This window comes from Microcoleus sp. AR_TQ3_B6 (genome assembly GCF_036702785.1).
Lineage (GTDB): Bacteria > Cyanobacteriota > Cyanobacteriia > Cyanobacteriales > Microcoleaceae > Microcoleus.
In genome coordinates this window covers 12662-38770 of sequence record NZ_JAUBVJ010000015.1, presented here as the reverse complement: position 1 = coordinate 38770, position 26109 = coordinate 12662, and the positions used below count along the sequence as shown (strand labels likewise).

Here is a 26109-nt window from a genome sequence, read left to right as displayed (position 1 = left end):
AAAATCAAGCAAATGTAAAGCCGTCCTAAAAGGACGGGGTTTCAACCCTCCGCTACGCTCCGCCCAAATTTCTGATAACTCTCTGGATAACGGGCCAGCTTATCAGCGCAAAATTTTCCGATAGCGAGCTTCAATTACCGAGTAGATGCCATAGGCAATTAAACCCAAAGGTACAATACCCAAAATTACTGGACTAAAAGGCTGTTGTGCCAGAATTGCCAACACATCGCCCAATCCCTTCGTTTGACTGGCATCTGATAGCCTTGCTGCTTGAATAAAGAAAAAACCGATTATAACGAAAACAATCCCACGGGCAGCAATGCCAAATCGACCCAACCGTGTTGCCCAAGTTAGCTCGTTTTGGCTCATTTCACCTAGCTTGAAATGGCGGCGAAATTTTGCTTTATATGCTTGGTAGAAATAAGAAAAACCTACACCAATAACAATTGATCCCGCCAATCCTACCAGCCATTGTCCAAAGGGTTGCGCTAAAAGTTGGGCTGTCAAATCTTGGGTTGTATCCTTTTTAGCACCGCCCGAACCCATTATCAGTTTTACAGCCGTTAAAGCCAAACCTGCGTAAGCTAAAGCACTCAAGGCGTAGCCAATGCGTTGGGCAATTCGCTTGGCATCGATTTTTTGTCCTTGGTGTTCTGGGTCGAGAATTGTCTGAACCATACGCAAAAGGAAATAACCAATAATACCAATCGTTACAAGAAATAGCAGAAATTTACCGAACGGTTGGTTAACAATTGCTGATAATGCACCGGTAGTATCGGTTGTCCTGCCGCGCGTACTAAAGACTGCTTGTGCTGCCAGAAAACCAACAATAAAGTAAACTATGCCTTTGGAAGCATATCCCAATCTTGCCAGTCGCTCAAACCAGGGATTAGAAGCTGTCCGTCGAATTGACTGTTCAATGCTGTCGGTGGGTGAGTTGCGCGGTTTCATATTTTTTGACAATTTAGTTGTTAACGACTGCTGCCATAAGCAATGGTGCATTCCTTTCCAGTTAACAGAGTTCTTAAACAAATAATTTATGTTATTATTTATTAACTTAAAGATTAGCTTGTTTAAACAAAATTAAAATCTGTCTTGAGCGGGAGTGTCAACGGTTGATTGATGGATAATTTTCACCTTTTTTGAGATTGACAAATATAGCTTTGTGGGCTATAATAAAATAGCTGGCTGATGCAGCATTCAGCTAGCGGTCAAGTATATTTTTGATGAAAACTTCTTTAACCCAAGTAGAATAACAATTAGAATTTGCAGCGCTAAAAATACTCCCAAGAAACCAAAGTAAAATGCGAATGCTGTCCACAGAGCTAAGGTGTAAGCGGGAAGCAAAGATACCTGATTTTTCATAATGATAGCTGTGAGAAAATTGCCTTCAAGACGTTGTAAAAATGGATGGGCCCCCCTGCGGCAGTTGGGAATCAAGCATCTATCGCCAACCGTCCGAGCGATCGCACTTAACTGAAAGCAGTATCATAAGTTTTCCCTCAACCCTCTTCCATCAGGTGGATATTTTTTTATGGCATTAGACAGATGGCAAAGTTGGGCTAGTTAGATTAAATAGAGATAGAATCAACATTTTGAAATGTTGAACAGGGACAATAGACCTTTTACAGAAGTCTATTTTTAAGATTCTAAATTGCCATGGTCGCAAGAAGTTGATGGTGCACAGGAGGATCTTAGGAAAATGGAATCAACCACAACGGCACTGGCTGTGTTGAGTTCAACCTTTTATTTACCGGAAATTGCCCAAATTAGTTCTAAAACATCAGGCATCCTGCCTGTGCTGAACTGAGTTTTCAGGAGAAGTCTAATAGCTAACCACAAAGTGGTAGCTTGCGCCAAGAAGATAAGCAGAACCTCTTTCTTGCCTCGTTTGTTTTGACGATCAATTCAGCAATAAGGTGTATATAATGAATCAACCAGAAACCTTGTCTCAACCCCTGACGAACACCGAATTCGTCGCAACTTTTCGCTTGTTCAGTCGAGTTAGCTTCTGGATACAGTTATTCTTAGGTGCTGTTTCGGCCATTGTTTTAGTATTTGCCATGTTGGGTCGCAACATGAGCGAACAAACCAATAATAATGCAGGTATTGGTTTCGGGGTATTTTTAGCGATACTCGGCCTTTTATTGCTGTGCTTTAGAATTTATTGGGATTTTCGCTATCGGCTCTTAGGGAGACTTTTGCACGCCGAAAATGCCCAGGTATATCCCAGCAAAGAACATATTACTCATACCTTACGGATTGGATTAATTTCTAGTTTGGTGGGGGTATTAATCGCTTTTGTCGCTTCTGAAGAAACAGTTGCTGTAGTCCTGGCGAAAACTCTTAGTCAACCGCAAGCGATGGCAGCTTATGCGCCAGAAAATGTGATTCGTTCCCTAGATATTTTTGTGACAATGGCAAACGTCAATCTGATTGGGGCTCACTTTTTTGGAGCTGTTACTTCTCTTGGGTTACTCAATTGGGTAGAGGATTAGTTGGCAGCATTAGCGATCGCTAATGGCAAACACATATTTTATGTAGTCAGGATTTACAAGGGCTGACCGATTTAACTAAGGTTTGTCAACTACCGCACACCAACCCGAAGGGTATGGTGTGGGCTTGAAGAAAGCCTGTTGACCAGACGGCTAGTTTTCTACTAGCAGCCGTTAAGACTAAGCGTTAAAGTTCGTACCAAGGAATGCGTGCCAGTTCCTTGCTCTACAACTGAGTAATTAAACAGGTCATTAAGGGAAAGCCAGTGTTAGTCAGAAAGTACCGAGTCTTAACACCGTCGAGGCAAACTAAACCAAGAAATTGAGAGATGCAGTAATGCGTACTTTTGTTCTGGATAAAAACTTGAAACCTCTTGACCCTTGCCATCAGGCACGGGCAAGAGAACTACTAAAGAAAGGGAGAGCTAAGGTATTTAAACGCTATCCATTCACCATTGTCTTACAGGATAGGGTTCGAGAAAATTCGGTTACTCATTGTCACCGAATCAAAATTGACCCAGGCAGCAAAGCTACGGGTATTGCCGTTGTTCAAGAGCAAACTGGTCGGGTCACCAACGCCTTAGAAATCTCTCACAGAGGGCAACAAATTAAAGATTCTCTTGAGTCTCGCTCTTCTTTAAGAAGAGGTCGTCGTAACAGGAAGACCCGTTATCGTAAACCTCGTTTCTTAAACAGAACCCGTAAAGCCGGATGGTTGCCACCCTCTCTGGAGAGCCGGATTACCAACATTGAAACCTGGGTCCGACGAATCAGGAATGTTTGCCCCGTCACCGGCCTAACTCAAGAACTGGTGCGTTTTGATTTGCAACAACTCCAAAACCTTGAAGTTTCTGGAGTTGAATATCAAAGAGGCGAGCTGTTCGGTTTTGAAGTTAAGGAATATCTACTCCAAAAATGGAGCAGAAAATGCGCTTACTGCGCCATTGAAAATGTTCCCTTTGAGATCGAGCATATTGTAGCCAAGTCTAAGGGAGGAAGCAATCGGGTTAGCAATCTGTGCCTTAGTTGCCATTCCTGTAACCAAGCCAAGAGAAATAAGCCAGTTGAAGAGTTTCTAAAGAAAAAACCTGAAGTCCTTAAACGAATATTGGCTCAAGCCAAAGCACCCCTTAAAGATGCAGCAGCGGTCAATACTACTCGTTGGGAACTCTACAGAAGGCTTCAATCAACGGAACTACCTGTAGAACTGGGGTCAGGAGGTCGGACAAAATTTAATCGTAAAAGGAGGGGGATAGAGAAACAAGACTGGACTGATGCAGCTTGTGTCGGAGAATCAACTCCAGAAAAAATACTTTTAAATGGCGTTAAACCCTTGTTAGTTAAAGCCAAAGGACACGGAAAAAGGCAGCGCTGCGGAACCGACAAATTTGGATTTCCTGTTCCTCATGCACCATCTCAAAAGTCCTTCATGGGTTTCCAGACGGGGGATTTGGTAAAGGCTAATGTTCTCACGGGAAAGTATGCAGGAAGCTACACAGGTCGAATTGCAATTCGGTTTAAACCAAGTTTCAAGCTAACAGCAGGAGGTAAAAGTTTCGATGTGCATCCAAAATATTTGAAAACCATTCACAAGGCTGATGGCTATGAATATTCATCCTAAAAACTAGGATCTCTGGTGATTTTTTAATCAGTTAAATTTTTAATTGTACGGACGATCGCGCTTGTCGGAGAGAAAAGGCGATCGCTCTTTTTCAGCACAGTATATGTAGCGTGCCTTCGTAATTCCTGTGTATATTACGATGAGGAGTAATGCCAAAGCCAAAAACCGCCCCCACATCCCAAAATTCGTGAAGCGAAGCTATCCCGTAGGGAATCGCACCCTTTGGGCCAAGTTATTCCTCAAGACACTGGTCAGCTTGGTTAACAGCGCTATCCTAGTAGTTATATAGCCCTTAAACCCGATCGACCCGGAGGCCCCTTGTTCAGCCTAGTTCAAAATACTTCTCGCAAAGGAGAAATTCTAGAGGTCGTCTTCCGCAACGGTTGGGACTACATGAAAAGCCTCCTAACCGGCCGCAAAACCGACGCACCCAGTCTCCCAACTCCAGCAGTTCTCCGCAACATCCTCGTCGAATTAGGCCCAGTTTTTGTCAAATTGGGACAATTGCTGAGTACCCGTCCCGACCTTTTGCCGGCCATCTACATCGAAACCCTCTCCACGTTACAAGCGGAAGTACCGCCCGTACCGTGGTCGGAAGTAGAAGCAATCGTCCGCAAGGAACTCACACAATCTCTCGAAGATACCTTCGCCAAATTTAACACTCAAGCTGTCGCCGCAGGTTCGATCGCCCAAACCCACAAAGCTACTTTAAAAGACGGCCGCGAAGTCGCCCTCAAAGTTCAGCGCCCCGGTATTGAGATTGTCATCGAACAAGATATCGCCGTGCTCCGAGGTTTGGCAGAACTTGTCATGCTCACAGAGTTCGGTCAACAATACGATATTGTCGCCTTAGCAGAAGAATTTGCGATCGCCCTGCGTGCAGAACTAGACTTCATTCAAGAAGCCAGCTACACAGACGAACTGCGCCGCAATTTATCTAAAAGCCGCTGGTTTGACCCCAAACAAGTTGTGCTACCAGAAATTCACTGGGAGTTGACCACAAAAAAACTCTTAGTAATGGAATGGCTGAACGGAGTGCCAATTTTGTTAGGCGACTTGCAAGGAATTCGCCAAAAAGGAGATATAAATGCCGAACGCGAAGAAATTACAACGCTGCTTTGCCGCGTTTTCTTCCAGCAGTTGTATATCGACGGATTCTTTCACGCAGACCCGCACCCCGGCAATTTATTTTATCTCAAAGACGGTCGAATAGCTTTGCTCGACTGCGGCATGGTCGGCAGATTAGACCCGCGCACCCAGCAGAATTTGACAGAAATGTTGCTGGCAATTGTCGATTTAGACGCTCAGCGCTGCACTCAATTAACATTGGAAATGGCAGAATTTGCTCAGCCGAAAAGTTTAGCGGTTCTCGAGAACGATTTGGCGAGAATGCTGCGCAAGTATTACAATGTCAGCCTGTCGCAAATGAACTTGTCGGAAATTTTTTATGAGGTGCTGGAAATCACCCGCAAAAATAAAATTCGGCTTCCCAGCAATCTCGGTTTGTATGCAAAAACTCTAGCTAATTTGGAAGGACTGGCGCGCTCTTTTAATCCCAGATTCAATATTGTAGAGCAGGTAAAACCGCTGATGACCGATATGTTTCGGCGTCAGTTATTAGGAGATGACCCGCTACAAGCTGTGCTGAGAACAGCCCTGGATCTGAAAAGCTTATCTTTGCAATCTCCGCGACAGGTGGAAGTGCTTTTAGACCGGGTTACTTCCGAAACTTTGAAGTGGAACTTGACGCTAAAAGAACTCGAGCCGCTACGCCGCACTCTGGGGGATTCTGCGAACCGACTTTCTTTTAGTATTGTCGTGGGTTCGCTAATTGTGGGGGCGGCTATTATTTCTTCTAACGCGCAAACTGCTCAGCTATCTTTTCTGAGCAACGGTTTATTTGGGGCGGCGAGTTTTTTGGGTTTTTGGTTGATTCTTAGCATTCTGCGATCGGGTCGTTTGCGCAGTTAATTGTCAAGGAGAAAAGGGGGAAATCATCATATATAGCCTTTCTCCATTTTCGTGAGGTATACAGACGACCAATTCCAGATCCGAGTGCCATTCGCAGAGATATCTTGAAATTATCTGCGTTAATCTGTGTTTATCTGCCTAAATCTGCGGTTTTCCTATCTACCGCACTATTGCCAACAAAGGCTATAGCATCCTCAACTATTAAGCCACATCTCTGACTTAAGATAGGCGATCGCCCGCAGCAGCTAAGTCTAAGCTAGAAATTGTTCCATAAACCTAATTGAGGAAAAAAATATGAGTAGCGGTCACGCCAGCCATAAAGGCTCTTCCACAAAACCCAATACCAACACTAACGGTCAAATTACATCCCCTGAGGATCAACCCGCTGACCCGCTAAATCAAGAAACATCCGGTTATCCGTTCCATAACGAAGCAATCGAAAATCCTGTTGCCACCGCGCGGCCAGGCGAAGAGGCAGAGTCTGGCGAAGAACAGCAATAGTTATATCGATTAAATAGGCATCGATATGCTATCTGCCAGGCGGTTCATTAGATGTTTGATAACAATCCGGTTTGTACTAATTACATCTTGCACTTCCAGAGTCCGCCAGGGATTTCAATCTCGGCCGGACTCTTTAGGCAGGTTGAGTATTACCTAAAAACTTCAAGACTAAAAACTCAAGTCCTTACGAGAAACCTATTTAACATAAAATTAAAGTTAGGGATTATTGCTAAATGAGCGAGATTAACCAAGTAGTGGAACAGGAAAAATTGCCGGAATTGGGATTAGTCTGCATTACAACATCCGATGCAGTGCGCTTTCGCACTGTCACCCGGAAGCGACTTTTACAGCTTTCGGAAACTGAACAAGAAAAAGTATTGCGCGAGCTTTATACAGACAACTTAAAGCGGCTTGACAAAGCGATCGACTTCTGTTCCGTTAATCAGATTAAGCTCTACCGCATGACTTCTGCACTGTTCCCTTTTTCAGATACAGATTTGGGGGAAGCAGTGCTGCACTCCATGACTGAAGAATTGCGGAAGACGGGCGATCGCGCTCTTTCTTTGGGCATCCGCTTGGTACTCCACCCCGATCAATTTGTCGTCCTCAGTTCCGACAAACTTTCTGTGGTTGAAAACAGCATTAAAATTCTCGCGGCTCATGCTTTAATTTTAGATATGTTGGGACAGCCCCGATCGCCCCAGGCACTGATGAACATTCACGGCGGCAAGAGCGATCGTACTTCGCAGCTCAAATCAGTCATCCGCGACTTGCCAGAATCAATTCGATCGCGCTTAACCTTTGAAAACGACGAATACGCTTACAGTTCCTCGGAAATTTTAGAAGTTTGTCTCGATACCGGCGTACCAATGGTTTTTGACGCCCACCACCACGTCATTCACGAACATTTAGAAACTTACGACGATCCCAGCGTTGCCGAAATGCTCGCAGCAGCCCGCACAACTTGGTCTGTTCCTGAATGGCAATTAGTACACATATCGAATGGAAAAGATTTTTTTGCCGATCCGCGCCACAGCGATTTAATTACAGAAATGCCTAATTGCTATTATCAGGCTCCTTGGATTGAAGTAGAAGCTAAATTTAAAGAATTAGCTATTGAAAAGTTGCGCGCCGAATGGTTGTCTGCGAATGTTCCACAATTTAGCAATGTCTCTTAGGGTGGGGTTTTACCAACAATAATTGCCTAAAACCAATCAACTCGAAAACTCACCCCCACCCAACGGTAAATTGCAACAACAGGCTTTCCGGCCTGTTCCACAAAGAATGAATTTTATTGTGGGGTGTCCCGCCCGCCCGGTTTAGTCCGACAGTCCGACAGGGGTTTTTAACGCCTTTATCATAGCTAAAGTCCTCTAAAAGAGGGCTAAAATAGATAGATATTGAGATCGTATTTTCAGTCGGTTTTAACCGACTTTAGCTTTGAGGCAGGGGTTTAAACCCCTGCCGGACTGCCGGATTGCCGGATTGCCCGACTGTCGAACTGCCGGAATCGGTAAAAACCGCGTTAATACAAACTATAAATTATGTGTGGACGATACACTTTAACTACTTCAGCTCAAATCATAGCCGAATTCTTCAAACTGTCGGAAGTTCCCGACATCAAACCGCGCTACAATATCGCCCCAACTCAATCAGTTGCCACAGTCACAGTTGATGCCGAAAAAATGCAGCGACAGTTCCAATTTATGCGCTGGGGTTTGATTCCAAGTTGGGCAAAAGACATGAAAATGGGCAGCAAGATGATCAATGCGCGATCGGAAACAGTAGCCGAAAAACCTGCTTTTCGCAGCGCCATCAAGCACAGGCGGTGTTTGATAGTCGCTGACGGTTTCTACGAATGGCAGCAGCAGGGAAAGAACAAACAGCCTTACTATTTTCAAGCGGCAGACGGCGAACCTTTTGCTTTTGCCGGTTTGTGGGAAAATTGGGAATCTCCAGAAAAAGAAAACATTGTATCTTGCACTATAATTACTACCGCTGCTAACGAAACAGTGCAGCCGATGCACGATCGAATGCCGGTGATTCTCCCCGACAGCGATTGGGAACAGTGGCTCGATCCTGCTGTTAAAAATGCTCAGGAAGTTTTGCCGCTGTTAAAGCCCTATGCTTCCGATGCTATGAAAGCAAAGGCGGTAAGTGCGATCGTCAACAGTCCAAGTAGAGACAGTCCCGAATGTATTAGCGATCGGCAATAAATCATTGGAGCGGACAAAACCGAGATAGTTTGAGTTATGATGTAAAATAATGTTTGAGTTGTAGCTTGGGTTTTCTAAGGATCAGTTTAACTCAATTGTTATTTGCTCAAACATTTTTTAAATCTTAACATCAGTTAGAAGACCAAAAATATGATCGGATACGTTACACTCGGTACCAACGATATTGAAAGTGCAGCCAAGTTTTATGATGCTTTGCTTGCGGAAATTGGCGCTCGACGATTCATGGAATTCGACGGATTTATCGCATGGAGCGTTTCTCCAGAGCTACCAGCACTTGCTATTACAAAACCATTTGATGGTAACAGAGCAACTGTTGGCAATGGAGTAATGATAGCTCTTCAAGTTGACAGTCCAGAAAAAGTCAACTTAGTTTATAACAAAGCGATCGAACTTGGGGCTAAGGATGAAGGACCTGCCGGACCAAGAGGCGTGTTGCCGGGGTTTTATGCCGGATATTTTCGGGATCTTGATGGGAATAAGCTGAACGTGTTTTGTATGACTCGGCCAAACAGTTAAGAAAGAAAACCGTTATCGCACCGGTGCGTCGCCACCCGTCAATCTGCAACTCCCATCGCATATATGACAGGTCCGCACCCTACAGAATTGACCGTCACGAAAATCAAAGAATTCTCAATCTACTTAAGCGAAAGATGAGAACATCACAACCTGAGGTAAAACTGATTGATTTCAGCCAAGAAAAGGCAACAGATTTTTTGTTACCTCAGCCCGCGGTCATGACAAGTTCGGGATGGGATAATCTCTATTACGAACACCATCAACAGCCAAAATTTGAGACGCCCGAACATCAAGGTTCATGGCACGTTATTGCCCATTGTCCTGCTTTTGAGGTATCGGGAGAGCGATCGGGAGAACGGTGGTTGGATGGTAAGCTGAAAACAGAAGCCCGGAATCAGGGAGACATTGCGGTGATTCCGGCGTGTATTTCCCAGCGCTGCAATTGGAATACTTTAGCTCAGTTTACCATTTTGGCGATCGACCCTGCACTCCTCAAACAAGTAGCCCAAGATTTGATAGATCCCGATCGCATTGAACTCATCCCTCATTATATGACAGAGCAAGATATCCTGATTCAAGGGATATTCTCTGCCTTGAGACAAGAATTAGAAGCGGGCAAAATCGGCGGTTATTTGCTGATTGATAGTCTCAAAACCGGATTGGCTATTCATCTATTGCGGAATTATTGCACCGCGCCACCTCGGCTTTCTAGCTATAGGGATGGATTATCTAAATTCAAACTGCAACAGATAACGGAATATATCAACGAACATCTTCATGAAGAGGTAAAGCTAATTGAACTTGCTGCGATCGTCCAAATCAGTCCTTATCACTTTTTACGTCTGTTCAAGCAAAGTACGGGTATAACGCCCCACCAGTACATCTTACAGCGCCGCATCGACAAAGCCAAGTACCTGTTACGCCAGAGCGAACTTAATATCACAGATATTGCTTTGCGAGTCGGATTTTGCGACCAAAGTCACTTCACCCGATGTTTCAAGCGCTTGCTGGGGATGACACCGAAACAATTCCTGCCAGGGCGATCGCAATAATGTACCAAAAATCCCGCAACTTTTTTCTATATTTATCAATAGCGAGCTTCCTAAACTATTAGTAAGTTTTACGAGGTTTGTTTATGAATTCGCTTAACATGACCTTTCCTCTCTGGGGTTTAGCAATTTTCATTTTGTGGACAATTGCTGTTGTTATCCTTCTACTCGCCGTCAGGATGCGACATCTATCTACTGGTGGATCGGTTAAAGATTTTGGCACACCAAACGATGACAGCTTGCTGTGGCGACTATTTCGGGTACAGTCCAATTTAGTAGAAAACCTGCCTTTATATCTAGGAGTTGTTTTCCTGCTGACAGTTCGGGGCGTATCAGGAACAGCGGTAGATTTGCCGATCGTTATTTACATTGTGTTTCGGCTTGTACACTCAGTGATTCACATCGCTGGAATTAATCCAATATTTCGCCTTTTGTGCTTAGTAATTCAGTTAGGTTGTTTGGTCGCCTTAACTGCGATAGCATTCTTGTGAAGCAGGATTACGGCTTAAATTTCTTCATCCGCTGTATGTCTTAGTCGGAACTTACCCCGTGTGCGGGGTAACTTCCGTCTGAAACCATTGCCAGGTGAGACTTGCCCGGAGCGTCCAAGTCTTTTACAGGACTACAATCTCTTACAACGCTTATGTGGCGGGGTTTTTGCTTAAATTTATCAGAGAACAATACTCTCGCCCTAAGTATTAAGAAAATCTTAAATACATGACTGCAGTTTGTCGGCAGTCAAGTCGCTAAAACCGAGACGGGACAAAGAAGATAGCCCCCCGAACTACCCCCGCAGGAGGTAAGCTCCCCTTAGTGGAAAACCAGAATTAAAGTTCACATAGGCTTGCTCGAAAATTCTTGCGTCTGCCTCAGCTTGATTGAAGGCTTCTGCATCTTCGCTATCGTACCTCTCAAAACGATTTTGATATCCCTGCTCTATCGCTAAAATAATCGTCTCTAACCATTAACAGGCGCAAACACAGTTCGTTCATCATTGCTACCGCCGAGAACTACTTGAGTGGCTTCATATCACATCTCTTAGGTAAACAGTTAAGTCATTCGCAGGGGGTACTGCGGGCACCTGATACATCATGTCACTTACTAAACCCCTATGATAGGTTCCATGATTAACAACATGAAGAATCATGTCACTACGTGACATAGCCCCTTCACCTCCATCAACAAATTGGAAGTTTACAATTTCTAATAACTCTTTTTCAGAAATCGAATGAGCATAGTCAATATACCACTGGTCAATAATTTTGACTGCCTTCCATAGCTCTTCTAATGGTGGATAATTTTCGGTATTTCTCGCAGTATACGGGTGAGGCTGGTTTTCTAAATGAGCTTTAAAAATACAATCGATAACGTATACATGATTAAGCGTATAAATCATGTTCTTATAGCGGGTTTTGCGTTCTTTAGTTGCTTCACCTTCTGACAGGGATGTTACTGTTGAAAAAGTAATTTCATTGGCCCACGCTTTATACCCAGCCAGCCTTTTTACTGTTTCAACCAAACCCATAAAGATTTCTACTCTAAGCTCAGTAATGTCTGACTATAATATCACACCTTTAGATGACATTCTTCTGAAGGCAGAAGGTAGAGCGCAGGATTTAAGAAAGGCAGAAGGTAGAAGGCAGAATTTTTTATTCTTCCTAATGCCAACTGCTTTCCTGTCAACTGACTAATGACTAATAACTAAATTAACTCTCGTACATCCGCGCTTCAGCAGCTTCGGGATTTTCCTCGCAATACTCGTCAAAAGCCGTTTTGTCAAGCTTCATCGATCGCTGGTGAGAAGCCTCAGCCTGCATTTCCTCTACAATGTCCCACGCTACCGCGCACTCTCTGGAAGTAACGCCTTTCTCGGCACAGATACTTCTGGCCTCCGCGATCGCCTCTTCGATTTCTTCCTCAAATAAAACACTTTTCGGTTTCTCGACAAAATCGCTTTTTGTCAAGATATCCGTTACCGAAATAATACCCAGCAGTTTATCTTTAATCACCGGAGCTCGGCGGATTCTTGTATTGGCGAACAACCTCGCCACGTATTCCACGCCCAAGTCGGGATTCACCGTGATGCACGGTTTGGTCATAATCTCGAAAACGCGGACTTTTTTCGGGTCTACTCCGTAGGCTGCTACTTTGTAAACAATATCCGTTTCCGTGACAATGCCGTAGGCGTCTTGGTCGTGGCGGCGTTCCACAATTAACGCGCGCAAACACAGTTCGTTCATCATCGCCACTGCTTCAGCTACAGTTGCCGAACCGCGAATGGTGACAACTTCTGTCGTCATAATATCTTGGGCTTTCATCATCATTTTTTATTGTTTCCCGCTGATAAAGTCTAGTGCGTCGCGATTTGGGGCAGCCCATTTGATTTGCCATCATCCTTAGGACTTGCGCTCAGAAACCCGGTTTATAGGAAAATATTGGGTTTAGTAACTATAAATTCAGTCAGCCACCGGGTTTCTGAGAAATCGTGCGATCGCAAACTAATCATAAAACCTTTAACGGCACTCGCGATGACAAGTTGCCTGAAACAGCCGATCGCTCCCCGGAACCTCTGGAGTCCGCGATTTCCCGCTCCCTGGGGGCCAGCCTGCGTGCGGCCAAGCAAGAGTGAAGCATTCGGGGATCGATAGTTGAGCTTGTTGGGTCCCGATTTTGCAGCCCCAGTCTCAAAGAAGCAAAAGTTAACACAAACTAAGCAACTGCTTGCGCTCGCACAGATCCCCGCCTCTGATAAACTTGATGGCTGGGAGTGCAAAAGAGCACAAGGCACGCATCAGCAGTTGGGAGGATCATAGTTCGTGGACAATGTAATCGGTTTAGAGATCATCGAAGTAGTTGAGCAGGCAGCCATCGCCTCCGCTCGCTTGATGGGCAAAGGCGAAAAAGATGAAGCCGACAGAGTGGCTGTAGAAGCCATGCGGGAGCGGATGAACAAAATTCATATGCGCGGCCGCATCGTGATCGGCGAAGGCGAGCGCGATGACGCACCCATGCTTTACATCGGAGAGCAAGTAGGTATTTGTACCCGCGAAGATGCCAACGAAATCTGCAACCTAGAGGAATTGGTCGAAATTGACATCGCTGTTGACCCCTGCGAAGGTACTAACCTGGTGGCTTACGGTCAAAACGGTTCGATGGCAGTTTTGGCAATCTCTGAAAAAGGTGGTTTGTTTGCTGCTCCCGATTTCTATATGAACAAATTGGCTGCTCCAGCAGCTGCCAGAAATCATGTAGATATTCGCAAGACGCCAACCCAAAACCTAAAAATTATCTCTGATTGCCTCGGCCGCAGTGTTGAGGATTTGGTCGTGGTGGTGATGGATCGCCCCCGGCACAAAGATTTAATTAATGAAATTCGGCAAGCGGGTGCAAGAGTTAGGCTGATCAGCGACGGCGACGTTTCTGCAGCGATTTCTTGCGCGTTTTCTGGTTCCAACATCCACGCACTTATGGGTATTGGCGCAGCACCGGAAGGTGTGATTTCAGCAGCAGCAATGCGCTGTTTGGGCGGTCACTTCCAAGGGCAGTTAATTTACGATCCGGCTGTTGTAAAAACTGGTTTGATCGGTGAAAGCAAAGAGAGCAATATCGCTCGACTTAAAGAGATGGGCATCACCGACCCGGACAAGATTTACAATGCTGAAGAGTTGGCATCTGGAGAAACAGTTCTGTTTGCAGCTTGCGGGATTACTCCCGGCACGCTGATGAATGGAGTTCGCTTCTTTGGCGGCGGCGCTCGCACTGAAAGTTTGGTAATTTCTTCTCAGTCGAAAACTGCTCGGTTTGTGGATACAATCCATATGTTTGACGAGCCGAAATCTTTGCAATTGAATTAGTGATTAGTTAGCGGTTAACAGTTAAATGTTAATCACTAACAGTTAACTGTTAACAGTCACCGATGATTAGCAATTAGCGATAAACTAATAACTAATAACAGGTGACTGTTAACAACTAAGAAAGAAATAGTGACAAATCACAGATATGAATATTGCAGTCGTAGGTCTCAGCCACAAAACAGCGCCGGTAGAAGTTCGCGAAAAACTGAGCATTCCAGAACAGAAAATTGAAGCGGCGATCGCCCAATTGCGCGGGTACCCGCACATTCAAGAGGTTGCCATCCTCAGCACTTGCAACCGCTTAGAAATTTATATTGTTACCAGCGAGTCGGAGCCTGGTGTGCGAGAGGTTATTCAGTTCCTTTCCGAATGCAGTAAAGTTCCTTTACAGTCTTTGCGCCCTCACCTGTTTATTTTGCTCCACGAAGATGCGGTGATGCACTTGATGCGAGTGGCTTCTGGCCTCGACAGTTTGGTGCTCGGAGAAGGACAAATTTTGGCTCAGGTGAAACAAACTCACAAACTCGCCCAGCAGTACAAAGGTGTAGGCAGAATTTTAGAGCGCTTGTTCAAGCAAGCTCTCACAGCAGGGAAGCGAGTTCGCACGGAAACTAGTATCGGTACCGGTGCGGTTTCGATTTCTTCGGCGGCTGCAGAATTGGCTCAAATGAAGGGTCAGCATTTAGCAAGCAGCAAAATTGCTATTATTGGTGCTGGCAAAATGTCGCGGCTTTTGGTGCAGCATTTGCTCTCAAAAGGAGCTAGCCATATTTCGATCGTCAACCGCTCTGTGCGCGGCGCCCTGGAGTTGGCCGGTCAGTTTAAAGATGCTGAATTGCATCTGTATCAGCTCTCGGAAATGATGCAGGTAATTGCTAGTTCAGACTTGGTTTTTACCAGTACCGCAGCTACAGATCCCCTGTTAAATAAAGCTAAATTGGAAGCTGTTTTAGACCCGAATCGCCCTTTAATGTTGGTGGATATTTCTGTGCCGCGCAACGTAGACTCGGATGCCAACGAACTCGCTAATGTGCGATCGTTTAATGTGGACGACTTGAAAGCAGTGGTAGCTCAAAATCACGAAAGCCGTCGCAAAATGGCAATGGAAGCTCAGGGCTTGCTCGAACAGGAAGTAGAGGCTTTCGATCTGTGGTGGCGCAGTCTGGAAACTGTTCCCACTATTAGCTGTTTGCGGGATAAGATAGAATTGATTCGGGAACAAGAGTTAGAAAAAGCTTTATCGCGTCTGGGTTCGGAATTTTCGGAGAAACATCAAGATGTGATTGAATCTTTAACAAGGGGGATTGTGAATAAGATTTTGCACGATCCGATGGTACAGTTGCGCGCTCAGCAGGATATTGAGGCGCGGCGGCAAGCTATGCAAACTTTGCAAACACTGTTTAATTTGGATGTGGATGTCAATCAGCAGTACAGTTAGTTTGTCATTAGTCATTAGTCATTAGTCATTAGTCATTAGTCAGTTGACAGGAAAGCAGTTAGCCGTTGACCCGAAAGCAGGAGTCATATCATGTCCGGTGGATTACCCTGATTCCTGTACGGGCGGGCTCAACAATAATATTTGCCAAAAATGGACAATCTCACAAACCCGCCCCTATGTATTATGGGCGATCGATCGGACATGATATCATATTATGTCCGGTCAATTACCATGAATAAAAATGCCTCCAACCCTGGCGACAAAACCATCATTCGGGAGGGTAAATTGCTCGAACCTGATATCAGTTATCATTCAACCACTAACTAATGACTAATAACTAATGACTAATGACTAATAACTAATGACTAATAGGCGAATTTATCAAATAATCCTACTGATTGTAGGGCTGTGGCTGGTTTTGGAGTTGGCCTCCCGCATTGTTGCAGAAATTCTCTGGTTTCAGGAAGTTGGATATCTTCAGGTTTTTCTGTTAAAGCTAAAAACTCAAGGGTTGCTGGGGGCGATCGCCTTTGCTGTTTCTTCTGTCTTTTTGTTCGGAAATTTGGCTTTAGCCCGCCGCCTGCAACATCCCGCAGAAGAAATGAAATCGCCGGTTGCAGGGGCGCTATGGGCTTCACTGAGGGCCAACAAAACGGAGAAGAATTACGAATTACCTGTTGCTAAATCCCAAATAACCTTTTTCTGGCTGCTGTTGGCGGTATTCGGATTGACTTCGATCGCAACTTTGACAGTAATTCACTGCGGGCTGTTAGCTGCAAACAGCCTCACCTATTTCGGTATAGCTGGCAATTTACCTCCACCGCCCCTGCAATTGGGAATTGAGTCAATTCAGCATGGGGCGGTGCAGCTATTTTCTCGCTGGTGGCAGTTAGGCTTGCTGCTGGGGACAATGTTAGCTGTGGTAATTAAGCCTGATTTTTGGCTGCGGGCGATCGCCCTTTTTTTCAGTTTGGCGATCGGGCCCATTGCCGCCAGTCGCTGGACAAATGTTTTGCAATATTTTCACCCTACTAATTTTAACACAACCGACCCTCTTTTCAATCAAAATATTAGCTTTTATGTATTTATTTTGCCAATCTTAGATTTGCTAGGATTCTGGATGACAGTTGTATTTTTGTACAGTTTAGTATCTTGTGGTTTAACCTATTTGCTGTCTGGAAATAGCCTAAGTCAAGGGATATTTTTGGGGTTTTCTCGATCGCAGCAGCGGCACTTGTACGGGTTGGGTGCAGCTTTAATGCTAGCCGTTGCATTCCGCTACTGGCTGGGGCGCTACGAATTGCTGTATTCGCGGGGAGACATTACTTACGGGGCGAATTATGCTGACGTGACGGTGCGGCTGCCCTGGTATGGATTTTTGAGTATTTTGGCGGGGGCGATCGCACTTTTGATGCTGTGCCAGGTTTACCGATTAAAAATTAAAAATGAACTCATAAAAAAGATTATTATAGCGTGGCTAACTTTAAGTATTTTAGGAGGTTGGCTGCTGCCACAAATTGTGCAGCAACTCCTAGTTAAACCCAACGAATTAGCACGAGAAAAGCCGTACCTCCAGCGCAGCATAGCCTTTACTCAAGAAGCCTTTGACCTCAACAATATAGAAATAAAAACTTTCGATCCCGCCGGAAAACTTACTTATGCAGACTTAGAAAAAAATCAACTTACTATTAGCAACATCCGGCTGTGGGACAAGCGACCGCTGCTGCAAACCACCCGACAGTTACAGCAAATCCGACCCTATTATACATTTCCTGATGCCGATATCGAGCGCTACACAATCAAAAATGAAAAAGCTAAAAAGGGAGATGCTGAAAGCCAACAAGTGTTTCTGGCAGCGCGGGAATTAGATTACACAGCAGTTGCCCCCGAAGCTCAAACTTGGGTGAACAAGCACCTGGTTTACACTCACGGTTACGGCTTTACTCTTTCTCCAGTAAATACAGTCGGTGTCGGCGGTTTACCCGATTATTTTGTCAAAGATATTGGGGTTGCAACCCAGAAAGGAGAGGCTGCTTTGGAAATAACCAGCGCTCAAATTCGGGCCAGTATTCCGATCGGCTACCCGCGAATTTACTACGGCGAACTAACCGATACAGACGCAATGGCGCCCACAAAAGTCGAAGAATTCGACTATCCCAGCGGCGAAGACAATGTTTACAATACTTACAGCGGTAGGGGCGGAATTGAGATCGGTTCTATGTGGCGGCGCTGGCTGTTTGCTAATTATCTCAAAAATTGGCAAATGGCGCTGACGCGCAATTTTACGCCAGAAACTAAATTGCTGTACCGCCGAAATATTAACAAAAGAGTCCGGGCAATTGCTCCTTTTTTGCGCTACGATTCCGACCCTTATTTAGTAGCAGCAAACGCCAACCTTACCAATGATGATATAGAAAAAGATCGAGATAAAAATGGCAACCAGATTAAACCTTCTCCCTCGCCTACTGATAAATCTCCCAACTATCTTTACTGGATTATCGATGCCTATACAGCGAGCGAGCGCTATCCGTATTCTGACCCGGGCAATCATGAGTTTAACTACATCCGCAACTCCGTTAAAGTAGTGATTGATGCCTACAACGGGTCTGTTGACTTCTACGTTGCCTATCCCTTCGATCCGATTATTAACAGTTGGATGGCTATCTTTCCCGGACTCTTCAAACCCCTTGACAAAATGCCTCCCGCTCTCCGAAAACATATCAGATATCCAGTAGATTTGTTGAGCATTCAATCAGAACGCTTGCTAACTTATCATATGGAAGACCCGCAAGTATTTTACAATCGGGAGGATTTGTGGCGAGTTCCAAATGAAATTTATGGTAGCGAACAGCAGCCCGTAGCACCGTATTATTTGATTACGAAACTGCCCACGGAAACAGCAGAAGAATTTATTTTGCTGCTCCCATTTACACCAGTAAGTCGCAACAATTTAATTGCTTGGATTGCAGGGCGCTCGGATGGTGGCGATTACGGAAAATTGCTGCTGTATCTGTTCCCCAAACAGCGATTAGTTTACGGTCCGGAACAAATAGAAGCTTTAATTAACCAAGATCCGGTTATTTCCGAACAAATCTCTCTCTGGAATCGCCAGGGTTCCAAAGCACTTCAAGGAAACTTATTAGTAATTCCCATAGAACAATCTTTACTGTATGTCGAACCTCTTTACTTAGAAGCCGAACGCAATAGTTTGCCAACTTTAATCAGAGTTATTGCTGCCTACGAAAACCGCATCGTCATGGCAGAAAATCTTGACTTGGCACTCAAGGCACTTTTTCAGAAACAATCTACCAATAAACCCACAATTGTGCGACCTGTAGAAGGAACTGAACCAGCTTTAAAGAGTAAATGATATCAATTCCGGTTGCACTCCTCCGGAATTGTTGACTGTTGACTGTTGACTGTTGACTAATGACTGTTGACTAATGACTGTTGACTAATGACTAATGACTCGATTTTATTATTCCGAGGCAAGCGGAAACGATATAAATTACTGCGATTTCTGTTCGCTAGCAGCCTTGATATCCTGCCACCAAACATCGACATAGGGCCACCTCAATCTCTCGTCTCCTCTAGAATCTAGTTTCACTGTCACCTCATAACGGTCAATATGCGTGAGCTCCCCAGTTTTGCCATTCAAATACAATTGTTTGGGATTGTCAGTGATAATTTCTACCCTTTGATTCAACAGCGGCAGCATCTGGGTAGAAGAACCTTGAAACGGATTTTTGCCTTGGAGTACATAGCCGCCAATCAAAGATAAGTACATTGAAGCTAGGAAAAATACCGTACAGAAACCCACAATTACCAGTGTTTTTTGTTGTGAAAAACTGGTAGAAACGCTCACATATCCTACGCTCATAGTCCCAAAAAACAACAAATTTGGCAGGTACAGCCCATCTTCCAGAAACACGCTACCAAACAACATGAGGGCTACCTGAAAAGCAAATAATGCACCCACCCAACTCCACCCAGTGAGCAACGATGCAGATAGTAGCCAATTCATTGCTATAGTAAGGGCGATCGCCATTGCTATAGCCCCAAGTGGTGCTGCATAATCGTACTGTCTGAAGGGAAGAAGAACAAAAAATACTAAAGCATAAGCAAAACCCGCCAAAGCCAGTGCTAATCCACTAATTATTGCGTTCCAGTTCAGCATGGCGATGGATTTTTGGACTGGTAAAGTGAAGCGTTCATCTTCAGTTCTGATAGTAGCCGTTGAAAATTCCCAACGGATTAAAGCCATAAATTCTAATCCTAGGGTGCGCCACAAGCAGCTTACCGCTATATTTAGGGGAGCGAAGCGATTTGTTAACCAAGCGTGCTATCCCAGTTTCCGAAGGTGCAAGTGGGCCGGAGCAGAAGGTATAAGTTTCAGAAAACCAGATTATTTAGGGTCGATCGACTTAACAAATTGTTGCACAGGCTGCGGTAGAGCCGGCACAAAAGTCTTTCTAAAACCCCTAACATCGAACACTCGCCACAAAATACCTACCGCTACCGTGAAAAAAAATAACGCTCCCAAAAAATTGAACACAATAGATACAAAACTGCTGTTCCTTTTTTTCGGAGGTGTAATATGTGTCCTGCGATATACAGCCGGCTCGTAATCTCTCAAGTCCTCGCGAATGGGGGGCGGCGTTTTGGGGCGCGACTTCGCACTGCGCTTCTGAGTCAAACCCGTTTTATTAGTTTTAGTAAAACTGCTGGACGACTGCAAATCAGAAGTGTTGGGCGTCCCCGTTAACTGGCTAGCAGAAGCCCCCGTTTTCCCTAAAGCAGCATCCTGAATTCTGCTGTTAGAGCGCGGAGTCGATTTGCGTTCGGCGAGGGTGCGCATCAAACTTTGCAATTGCTGAGTCGCGGCCGGCGGGCGTTCCCCTTTCCTCGCCCAATTTAACAGCATCGCCCCGGTAATCCCGCAAAGATTCGTACTCCCCACAGAAGCCAGCCGCTTCAGCAGAGGCTGGCTGTTGGACACAAAAATCACCAATGCCTCCGGGTTTTCCTGAGCCAAACCGTAAACACACTGAGCCGTCGCCACTACAAGCATGGCTTGCTTGCTTTGATTTTTGATCGAAGGTTCGAGAGCGCGGTGCGTCTCTTGAGCGTCTGTTGCAATCCAGCCGCTGTCGGCAAAAAAGCGCATAAACTCCCTAGCTACTTGCTCGATGGCCGGTTCCACCGCTTGGTCGGTGAGACGATCTATTTCGTCGTACACTACTTCCGGGATATAGCAAGTTCCTACCTTGGCATATTCTTGCCACACTTGAGTTCTGCCAGCCATTAAAACATCTGTATCAAAAGTTACCAATAGAGGAGGAAGTTGATTAGCCATGACTTTATCCTATAAGCTCAGATAAGTTATTTAAACTTAATCGATCCAGTTTAAACAAATTTTGGGTTATCAAAAAATCAACTTTTGGTAATAGAGAAATTCCCCAGGGCGGGGAGCTTAATTGGAAATTATTGACACTCCCGGGCAAGAAGGCGTGGGGATTATTGCTTCGCAGGGATTTCCATGAATTTACCCTCATGCGGTCCATATTGACCCTATGCCCTAGGGCTGCAAGCCCTCGCTTGAGGACTACTTGTGTGGCTGCAACATCTCTGTGGGTTGTATAGGCGCAATGGTGACACGAGTGAACTCGTTCTGATAACTCTTTTTTGCCTGTTTCATTAAGACAAGTAGGACAGAGATGGCTCGTCTTTTTAGCGTCTACTTTTTGGAAATATACACCGCGTTTAAAGCAAGTTTGCTCCAATATATTGAAGCATTGCCCGAACCCAGGATCTAAGCAGTGCTTGGCTAACATCGCCGCTTTGGATCCGACCAGATTAAGGTCTTCGAGAAACACCATCCCTGCGTTATCGCAGATTTGATGTGACAACTTGCGATGCCAATCTTTTCGGCAGTTGGCAAGGTATTCATGCAGCAAAGCGACTTTTTCCGAAGCTCTTTTCCGGTTGTTCGACCCGATTCTTTTTCGAGTAACGCGCTTTTGCAAAAATTTAAGTTTGCGTTCTGCCTCAGCAAAAAACCTCGTTGTTTTAATTAAAAGCCAGTTAGAAGTTGCAACAAAATTAGTCAACCCTATATCAATTCCTACGGGATTGCCGTGAGGAATAGTATCTGGAATCGAGACATCCCATGGCAATGTCAACATTATGTACCAGCCAGTAGACCGTCTAACTGCGCGAGCTGGTTTGACGATTGCGCCTTGGGGGATGGGACGATCCTGCCAAAACTTGATGCAGCTAATTACAGGCAGTTTAAATCGGTTGCCTTGAGGGAAAGTTGTACCCAACTGCCGTTGGTTAAAAGACCTCAAAGCTCCCTTTTTTTTTAACCGAGGGAACCCGTGGCTTTGCTCCCACATACTGACGAAACTTTTTTCCAACAAACGCTGCGTTTGTTGCAGTAGGGCCGGGTTTACTCGTTGCAGGGCGGGGCTGGTTTTTCTGTATGCTGTTAAAGCCTTGGACTGACTTGAATATGTCGGTAAGGACCCGTCAGCAGGAATAATGTACTCGGAGCTTTTGGAGCAAGAGTTAATTTGACATTTGCGTGAGTTGTACCCGTCTTTGCACTCTTTCAAGGCCGAGTTGTACACCTTCGGGCACTGTTCTAGCGAGTCTTCAAAAACTGCTATCTGTGTCGCTGTGGGCTTCAAATTAAATTCCCAGGTCAAATTAAACACTTGCTTCACCTCCTTGACTCAGTATACAGCCGCCCTACAAATCCTCAAGGGGTTTCTTAAGATTAATTAAATTCGTCGGCTTATGGGCGAGGCTCTCACCCCAAAATTTTGGTAGTTAGGAACCCGATCGCCCTTGAGTTTCCCAGTTCGATCGCTCAATTCCTATATTCCACTAATTTACCGCACCCCAAGAGGCTATTACCAAAAACACCTGGCTACTGTTAGTTCCCAATTCCCAAACGGCCAGCCATTGCCGGAGTCAACGGCAGCAGCGCAGCAATCATCAAGAACAAAGCTAGCAAACCCAAAGCTGCGCGAGCGTCGTCAGGCTCAGTCAGCTCGTTGAGGCTCGGCCGCTCCAGATTCCGCTGTAAAATTACTATCACGATCGCCCAATACAGAGCCAAAGGATTAACTAAAGAAGCGATCGCCAGCACCACAAACGTCGCCAAAGTAGCGCGACTTGCTATTTTCCGACCGTAGATGGCTTGCATTATTCTACCCCCGTCCAACTGTCCGGCGGGCATCAAATTAATCGCCGTTATTACCAAGCCCAACCAACCAATAACTACCAGCGGGTCAACGTCAACAATCTGCTGCTGCAAGCGGGCACCCAAAACCACTTTTGCCAAAGTTCCCACCAAAACCGAGCCCTTGAAAAATTCTGCGGGAATTTGAAACAAACTCCCGGGGTGAGACAGCAGCAAACCCGTTACCAGCATTAGCAGAGAAACTATTCCCCCAGCGGCTGACCCCGCAAAAGCGAGGTCAAACAAAACTTTACGGTTGGGTAGCAGCGACTCAAAACGGTCGATCGCTCCAAAACAACCTATCTGCAAAGTTGGTATAAAAAACGGCCAACTCAAGCGAACCTTGTACCGATTTGCCAGCACTCGGCGAGCAATTTCGCCAGAGCCTAAAACCGCCCAAATTCCTGCCGCAATTGGCAGCACTTCGAGATATCGACCGGGCGAGTTAAAGAAATCGAAACCTAGCAGCAAACCGCCTGTTTCTAAGGTAGTAGCAATTGTTGCCAGCAGCAGCACGACTGCTAGGATTTTTTGAGATACGTTAGTTTGCTGCGGGTCGTTGGTGCTGGGCAAGATAATAACTACTGGCTTGTCGTCCTGATTTTCTACTAAAAATAGGCGGTAGCGATCGTTTAATTTTTCTGCCAAACTTGCCGTCAAACGTGAGTGTACTTGTTCGGGGTCTCCTCGGAGATTGCCTTTCAATATCACCCCATCTTGATAGGGAATTGTTTCTGTGGCAAAGAAAGTATCAATGCCAAAGATGCCTTTAATTGCCTTGAGGTCTTCAACTGGAACGGGAATTTTTTCTGATTCATTATTCTCCGGCGACGAGGTGACGATCTTTATGGTTTCTTTGGCTGGTGTCGGCTGGGAGTCAGGGGCCGAGAAAGCATCGCTTTGGGACTTTACCTCAGCAGCATCGGGGCGCTTTTGCAGCGCTGCATCGGATGCAGCCTTACGCAATTGCCGGCCCAGATAAATGTATAATCCCGTGGATGCCACCAGCAGCAACAATACCGCAACTAGATTGAGGTAAATGCCGACGGCGAACAAACCAAAGAACAGCAACCAGGGACTCATCAGGGCAACTGACTGCAACCAAGCCAAAATTCCCAGTTTGCCAAAAGGTCTGGCGCGATAAAATCCCCAACCCAGAATTCCCAGAGCAACCAATAGGAGCGCAATTGTTGCCGTATTTTCCGATGCAACTATAGGCATTCCGCTTGCTTGCGCGAATAGGGGCTTTAATCGGTCGATCGCGCTGCGGTCGAGTAATAGCATTAAATTTTGGGGAATATGAAATAGAGTTGTTGGGAACATATCCAAACCTGTCGGAAACTAGCCTGATTACTAAGGATAACCCCTGAGGGCTACTCGACCCACAATCGGCGGATGGTGCTGTTTTAACATCGCCGGCGCTTGGGTATTGACACAATAGACTTTTTATGATACCACATCGGCTGTGGCAAACATATACTCAGAAGGGTAGCACTGTCGATCGCCCGTCCGAGAGAAGATGAGTCCGGGTTGGGCAGGCGGGGCTTTTTCAAGGATTGGTTTCGGATGCCAGAATCCGAAACCAATCCGAAGCAAATAAGATTTCAACCGCTCTCTCCTTTTTGGTAAAAAAGTGCTGAAACCATTGATATCATTAAATTTGTGTAACGGGTACGGCAGGACTTGAACCTGCGGCTCGCTGCTTAGAAGGCAGTAGCATCAAATTATTGCATCCCTTTGTGCGTAAGTTTTTCAAGGTTTAGTTAGTTAAAACCAAGCAAAGATGCACAACAATTGCACAACAATTGCACAACATTTTGATATTGTAGCTCTGTAGAGTTGAGGGCGCGATCGTGCAAATAAACCAATCTCAGCGTCGGAGAAAGGGGACTGTCGGAGTGATGGCAAGCCGAGGTATGCTACGCCTTCATTTACCCCGCGAGCTTTATTCCGGTAAAAATACGTTTCTGTATATCGGTCTGGCGGATACTTTGGAAAACCGGGCGATCGCAGAATGTAAGGCTAAGCAGATTGAGCTTGACATCCTGACAGGGATATTTGACCCAAATGATTTAAGCAAATACAAGCCTGTCCAACCCCACAAACACAGGAATCTGGTACAGGCTAAATTTGGGGCAACAGGTCTGACGCTGCAAGAGTTGTGGGACAAATATTTAAACTACAAGCAGGGTGCGCTCAAGCCAAAGTCTTTGCACTACTTACGGACTACGTTGGGGCGACACGTAGCCAAGTGTCCTTCGGATATTCTGCAAGCGCTAGAAGTTCGCGAAGTCCTTTTAGGGACAACAACGGGAGACATGACTAAGCGCATTCTCACCCACTTAAATGCTGCTGTTAATTGGGGTATCAAGCATGGGTTAATTATTTTGCCTGTTAGTCCCTACAAAGATATGGCTAATGATTTACCTAGGTACAACTGGCAGAATGACCCCAATCCTAATGCTTTTGTCACTGAAGAAAAGTTGCTGGTGTTACAAGCTTTTGAGTCTCACAAAAATAAGCCCGGACACTGTTACCACACATATTACCCATTAGTAAAATTTTGGTTTTTAACGGGTTGTCGTCCTAGCGAAGCTATTGGCTTGAATTGGGGAAATGTCTCGCCAGACTGTTCTTACGTTTTGTTCAACAGCAGCATTCAGTTCATTGAGGGCAAAGCTGTTGAGAGTAAGGGTAGTAAAAATAACAAACACCGAAAATTCCCCTGTAATAATGAGTTGAAAGAGTTTTTAGTGTCAATTAAGCCCAAACAGTTTGATTCTAAAGAATTGGTTTTTTCTTCTCCAACTGGGGAGGCCATCAACTACAGCAATTTTTCTCAAAGAGCTTGGCACAAGATAGTTGTACCTATCACTGACAAGACACGGGAACCTGGTTACAAGCCTACTACCCCATATTCTTGTCGGGATACTTTTATTAGCGAACAATTGGCGCAAGGTATCCCATCTGCGGTAATTGCTCGCTGGTGTGATACGTCGGAAAGTATTATTAATTCCCACTATTTAGATAACAAAATATTGGAGCATTTACGCCCGCTTTGATGCTGTTAATATGTTGATTCTACGGGCAACTTTTGGGACACAAAACTTTGCAGTCACCCCTTGACAATTGGCTGCAATACTGCGATCGTAAGTAACAAGGAAGATTGAGGCGCGAC

At 45.3% G+C, this 26109-nt stretch carries 23 protein-coding genes and 1 tRNA gene; 15 read left to right on the top strand and 9 right to left on the bottom strand.

Annotation, left to right across the window (positions count from 1 at the left end):
- Nucleotides 1–102: 102 nt before the first annotated feature.
- Entirely contained in the window at nucleotides 103–951 is an 849-nt protein-coding gene (locus tag QUB56_RS10175; protein WP_332955029.1) for a DUF1206 domain-containing protein, read from the bottom strand.
- Between the two features lie 977 nt (nucleotides 952–1928).
- Here QUB56_RS10175 and QUB56_RS10170 point away from each other — a divergent pair.
- From QUB56_RS10170 to QUB56_RS10130, 9 genes are all read left to right on the top strand, one after another.
- Nucleotides 1929–2498, top strand: coding sequence for a DUF3611 family protein (locus QUB56_RS10170; RefSeq protein WP_332955028.1), 570 nt, complete (start codon nucleotides 1929–1931; stop codon nucleotides 2496–2498).
- 334 nt (nucleotides 2499–2832) lie between these two features.
- The gene (gene iscB / locus QUB56_RS10165; RefSeq protein ID WP_332955027.1) at nucleotides 2833–4116 is read left to right on the top strand and encodes an RNA-guided endonuclease IscB; all 1284 of its coding nucleotides are present in this window, start codon (nucleotides 2833–2835) and stop codon (nucleotides 4114–4116) included.
- A 318-nt stretch (nucleotides 4117–4434) separates the two neighbouring features.
- Nucleotides 4435–6087, top strand: coding sequence for an AarF/ABC1/UbiB kinase family protein (locus QUB56_RS10160; RefSeq protein ID WP_332955026.1), 1653 nt, complete (start codon nucleotides 4435–4437; stop codon nucleotides 6085–6087).
- 294 nt (nucleotides 6088–6381) lie between these two features.
- Complete coding sequence (locus tag QUB56_RS10155) at nucleotides 6382–6588, top strand: hypothetical protein (protein ID WP_332955025.1); 207 nt, start codon at nucleotides 6382–6384, stop codon at nucleotides 6586–6588.
- A 233-nt stretch (nucleotides 6589–6821) separates the two neighbouring features.
- Complete coding sequence (uvsE, locus tag QUB56_RS10150; RefSeq protein WP_332955024.1) at nucleotides 6822–7766, top strand: UV DNA damage repair endonuclease UvsE; 945 nt, start codon at nucleotides 6822–6824, stop codon at nucleotides 7764–7766.
- 366 nt (nucleotides 7767–8132) lie between these two features.
- A complete protein-coding gene (locus tag QUB56_RS10145) occupies nucleotides 8133–8804 on the top strand; it encodes an SOS response-associated peptidase (protein WP_332955023.1) in 672 nt (223 codons plus the stop codon).
- A gap of 150 nt (nucleotides 8805–8954) precedes the next feature.
- Nucleotides 8955–9341, top strand: a complete 387-nt coding sequence (locus QUB56_RS10140; RefSeq protein WP_332955022.1) for a VOC family protein — start codon at nucleotides 8955–8957, stop codon at nucleotides 9339–9341.
- Between the two features lie 134 nt (nucleotides 9342–9475).
- Nucleotides 9476–10393: an AraC family transcriptional regulator gene (locus tag QUB56_RS10135; protein WP_332955021.1), complete on the top strand. Its 918-nt coding sequence runs from the start codon at nucleotides 9476–9478 to the stop codon at nucleotides 10391–10393.
- Between the two features lie 83 nt (nucleotides 10394–10476).
- A complete protein-coding gene (locus QUB56_RS10130; RefSeq protein WP_332955020.1) occupies nucleotides 10477–10881 on the top strand; it encodes an MAPEG family protein in 405 nt (134 codons plus the stop codon).
- A 533-nt stretch (nucleotides 10882–11414) separates the two neighbouring features.
- Here QUB56_RS10130 and QUB56_RS10125 read toward each other — a convergent pair.
- Entirely contained in the window at nucleotides 11415–11915 is a 501-nt protein-coding gene (locus QUB56_RS10125; RefSeq protein ID WP_332955019.1) for a DinB family protein, read from the bottom strand.
- Between the two features lie 181 nt (nucleotides 11916–12096).
- Nucleotides 12097–12714 carry a CP12 domain-containing protein gene (locus QUB56_RS10120; protein WP_332955018.1) on the bottom strand — a complete coding sequence of 206 codons (618 nt, stop codon included), beginning with the start codon at nucleotides 12712–12714 and terminating at the stop codon, nucleotides 12097–12099.
- Nucleotides 12715–12875: 161 nt separating this feature from the next.
- Here QUB56_RS10120 and QUB56_RS10115 point away from each other — a divergent pair, with 161 nt between their 5' ends.
- The 5 genes from QUB56_RS10115 (at nucleotide 12876) to QUB56_RS10095 (ending at nucleotide 19052) form a co-directional block, all read left to right on the top strand.
- Entirely contained in the window at nucleotides 12876–13019 is a 144-nt protein-coding gene (locus QUB56_RS10115) for a hypothetical protein (RefSeq protein WP_332955017.1), read from the top strand.
- Between the two features lie 187 nt (nucleotides 13020–13206).
- Nucleotides 13207–14244, top strand: coding sequence for a class II fructose-bisphosphatase (gene glpX, locus QUB56_RS10110; protein ID WP_332955016.1), 1038 nt, complete (start codon nucleotides 13207–13209; stop codon nucleotides 14242–14244).
- A gap of 145 nt (nucleotides 14245–14389) precedes the next feature.
- Nucleotides 14390–15682 (top strand): glutamyl-tRNA reductase, encoded by a 1293-nt coding sequence (locus tag QUB56_RS10105; RefSeq protein WP_332955015.1) that lies wholly within the window; start codon nucleotides 14390–14392, stop codon nucleotides 15680–15682.
- Nucleotides 15683–15832: 150 nt separating this feature from the next.
- Nucleotides 15833–16009: a hypothetical protein gene (locus QUB56_RS10100; protein ID WP_332955014.1), complete on the top strand. Its 177-nt coding sequence runs from the start codon at nucleotides 15833–15835 to the stop codon at nucleotides 16007–16009.
- Nucleotides 16010–16043: 34 nt separating this feature from the next.
- Nucleotides 16044–19052: a UPF0182 family protein gene (locus QUB56_RS10095; RefSeq protein WP_332955013.1), complete on the top strand. Its 3009-nt coding sequence runs from the start codon at nucleotides 16044–16046 to the stop codon at nucleotides 19050–19052.
- Nucleotides 19053–19190: 138 nt separating this feature from the next.
- Here the strand turns inward: QUB56_RS10095 and QUB56_RS10090 are convergent, their stop codons facing one another.
- From QUB56_RS10090 to QUB56_RS10065, 6 genes are all read right to left on the bottom strand, one after another.
- Complete coding sequence (locus tag QUB56_RS10090) at nucleotides 19191–19946, bottom strand: hypothetical protein (RefSeq protein WP_332955012.1); 756 nt, start codon at nucleotides 19944–19946, stop codon at nucleotides 19191–19193.
- A 141-nt stretch (nucleotides 19947–20087) separates the two neighbouring features.
- Complete coding sequence (locus QUB56_RS10085; protein ID WP_332955011.1) at nucleotides 20088–21038, bottom strand: PIN domain-containing protein; 951 nt, start codon at nucleotides 21036–21038, stop codon at nucleotides 20088–20090.
- 4 nt (nucleotides 21039–21042) lie between these two features.
- Nucleotides 21043–22401, bottom strand: coding sequence for a transposase (locus QUB56_RS10080; RefSeq protein WP_332955010.1), 1359 nt, complete (start codon nucleotides 22399–22401; stop codon nucleotides 21043–21045).
- 221 nt (nucleotides 22402–22622) lie between these two features.
- On the bottom strand, nucleotides 22623–24152 hold the full coding sequence (locus QUB56_RS10075) for a site-2 protease family protein (RefSeq protein ID WP_445243328.1): 1530 nt from the start codon (nucleotides 24150–24152) through the stop codon (nucleotides 22623–22625).
- 225 nt (nucleotides 24153–24377) lie between these two features.
- Nucleotides 24378–24539: a hypothetical protein gene (locus QUB56_RS10070; RefSeq protein WP_332955008.1), complete on the bottom strand. Its 162-nt coding sequence runs from the start codon at nucleotides 24537–24539 to the stop codon at nucleotides 24378–24380.
- A gap of 60 nt (nucleotides 24540–24599) precedes the next feature.
- Nucleotides 24600–24667, bottom strand: a tRNA-Arg gene (locus QUB56_RS10065).
- Nucleotides 24668–24847: 180 nt separating this feature from the next.
- Here QUB56_RS10065 and QUB56_RS10060 point away from each other — a divergent pair.
- Nucleotides 24848–25993, top strand: coding sequence for a tyrosine-type recombinase/integrase (locus tag QUB56_RS10060; RefSeq protein WP_332955007.1), 1146 nt, complete (start codon nucleotides 24848–24850; stop codon nucleotides 25991–25993).
- Nucleotides 25994–26109: the final 116 nt, after the last annotated feature.